The following is a 1,825-nucleotide window of genomic DNA, read 5'->3' as shown; positions in this document are numbered from 1 at the left end:
GATCTACACCGAGCCTTTCGTCGTTACCGGCGGCGGCCCCGGCAATTCGACGACCTTCCTGTCGATCGACCTCGTCAAGACGGCGCTCGGCCAGTTCGACCTCGGTCCGGCGGCGGCCATGTCGTTGGTCTACTTCCTGATCATCCTGCTGTTGTCATGGGTCTTCTACACCGTGATGACCAACTACGACGCGGAGCGCTGAGATGAGCGGCGTCAACGAAAGAACAAACAGAGTGAGCGAGACGGCGGTTTCGGAAGGGCTGAGCAGCGCCCTGTCGCAGGACGAGGTGGCGCGGCTGATGCGGCGCCGCGGCGAGGAATCGCGCTGGTGGTGGATCGTGCCGACGGTCTACATCATCGTCATCCTGCTGCCGATCTACTGGCTCATCAACATGAGCTTCAAGACCAATGCCGAGATCGTCTCGTCGCTGACGCTCTATCCGCATGCGCCGACGCTCGCCAACTATCGCACCATCTTCAGCGACCCGTCCTGGTATTCGGGCTACATCAACTCGATCACCTATGTGGTGATGAACATGGTGATCTCGGTCGCCGTGGCGCTGCCGGCGGCCTATGCCTTCTCGCGCTACCGTTTCCTCGGCGACAAGCATCTGTTCTTCTGGCTGTTGACCAACCGCATGGCGCCGCCGGCGGTGTTCGCGCTGCCTTTCTTCCAGCTCTATTCGGCCTTCGGCCTGATCGACACCCATATCGCGGTGGCGCTGGCGCACTGCCTGTTCAACGTGCCGCTGGCGGTGTGGATCCTCGAGGGCTTCATGTCGGGCGTGCCGAAGGAGATCGACGAGACCGCCTATATCGACGGCTATTCGTTCCCGCGCTTCTTCGTGAAGATCTTCATGCCGCTGATCGCCAGCGGCATCGGCGTCGCCTGCTTCTTCTGCTTCATGTTCTCATGGGTGGAACTGCTGATCGCGCGCACGCTGACCACCACCGACGCCAAGCCGATCGCCGCCACCATGACCCGCACCGTCTCGGCCGCCGGCATGGACTGGGGCCTGCTCGCCGCCGCCGGCGTGCTGACGCTGATCCCCGGCGCGCTGGTCATCTGGTTTGTCCGTAACTACATCGCCAAGGGCTTCGCCCTGGGGAGGGTATGACCATGAACCTCGACCTCTCGTGGATGGCGTGGACCTGGCCGACGGCGGCCTTCTTCGGAACCGTCTTCCTGCTGCTTTGCGGTATGGCGGCGTGGGAATATGCCTCGCCGGGCGGCAATCCGCGCATAGGCGTGCTCCGCTTCGAGACGACGCGCGGCGACCGTCTCTTCCTTTCGCTGCTTGGCAGCGCCTTCATCCATCTCGCTTGGCTGGGTCTGGTTGGACCCAACCTGTGGTGGGCTCTCGCTCTCTCCGTAGTCTACGCCATCGGCGTGTTCCGCTACGTATAGAGGGGGAAACTGTTGGAGCGGTCGCGTGCCGGCGGCCGCTCCAGATCGCACTTGAAACCTAAATGTGGAGGAAACTTATGCGACGGCAAGTTTTAACATCAACGACCGCCATTGTCCTATTGCTCGGGGCAGGCAACGCCTATGCCGGTATGGACGAGGCCAAGGCCTTCCTGGACAAGGAAATCGGTCCGCTGTCGACGCTTTCGCGCGCCGACCAGGAAAAGGAAATGCAGTGGTTCATCGACGCCGCCAAGCCGTTTGCCGGCATGGACATCAAGGTCGTCTCGGAAACCATCGCCACCCATTCCTATGAAGCGCAGGTGCTGGCGCCGGCCTTCTCGGCCATCACCGGCATCAAGGTGACGCACGACACGATCCAGGAAGGCGACGTCGTCGAGAAGATCCAGACCCAGATGC

2 protein-coding genes and 2 pseudogenes are annotated in these 1,825 nt (G+C 62.1%); all 4 read left to right on the top strand.

Features of this window, described 5'->3' with window-relative positions; all coding sequences use genetic code 11:
* Positions 1–202: pseudogene (locus EN738_RS34055) on the top strand (sugar ABC transporter permease); the annotation flags it as partial.
* 1 nt (position 203) lies between these two features.
* Positions 204–1,118 carry a carbohydrate ABC transporter permease gene (locus tag EN738_RS34050; RefSeq protein ID WP_127287343.1) on the top strand — a complete coding sequence of 305 codons (915 nt, stop codon included), beginning with the start codon at positions 204–206 and terminating at the stop codon, positions 1,116–1,118.
* On the top strand, positions 1,115–1,408 hold the full coding sequence (locus EN738_RS34045; RefSeq protein ID WP_187331401.1) for a DUF2160 domain-containing protein: 294 nt from the start codon (positions 1,115–1,117) through the stop codon (positions 1,406–1,408). Before EN738_RS34050 ends, EN738_RS34045 begins: the two co-directional genes overlap by 4 nt.
* Positions 1,409–1,485: 77 nt before the next feature.
* Positions 1,486–1,825 (top strand): annotated as a pseudogene (locus EN738_RS34040) (carbohydrate ABC transporter substrate-binding protein); the annotation flags it as partial.

It is taken from the genome of Mesorhizobium sp. M4B.F.Ca.ET.017.02.2.1 (assembly GCF_003998955.1).
Taxonomy (GTDB): domain Bacteria; phylum Pseudomonadota; class Alphaproteobacteria; order Rhizobiales; family Rhizobiaceae; genus Mesorhizobium; species Mesorhizobium abyssinicae.
Note: the sequence above shows the minus strand (reverse complement) of the source record. Positions and strands in the feature narration are given on the sequence as shown.

What these genes read in the sequence shown, in the direction of transcription:
- EN738_RS34050 (WP_127287343.1), top strand. Translation starts at nt 204, where the DNA reads ATGAGCGGCGTCAACGAAAGAACAAACAGAGTGAGCGAGACGGCGGTT.
- EN738_RS34045 (WP_187331401.1), top strand. Translation starts at nt 1,115, where the DNA reads ATGACCATGAACCTCGACCTCTCGTGGATGGCGTGGACCTGGCCGACG.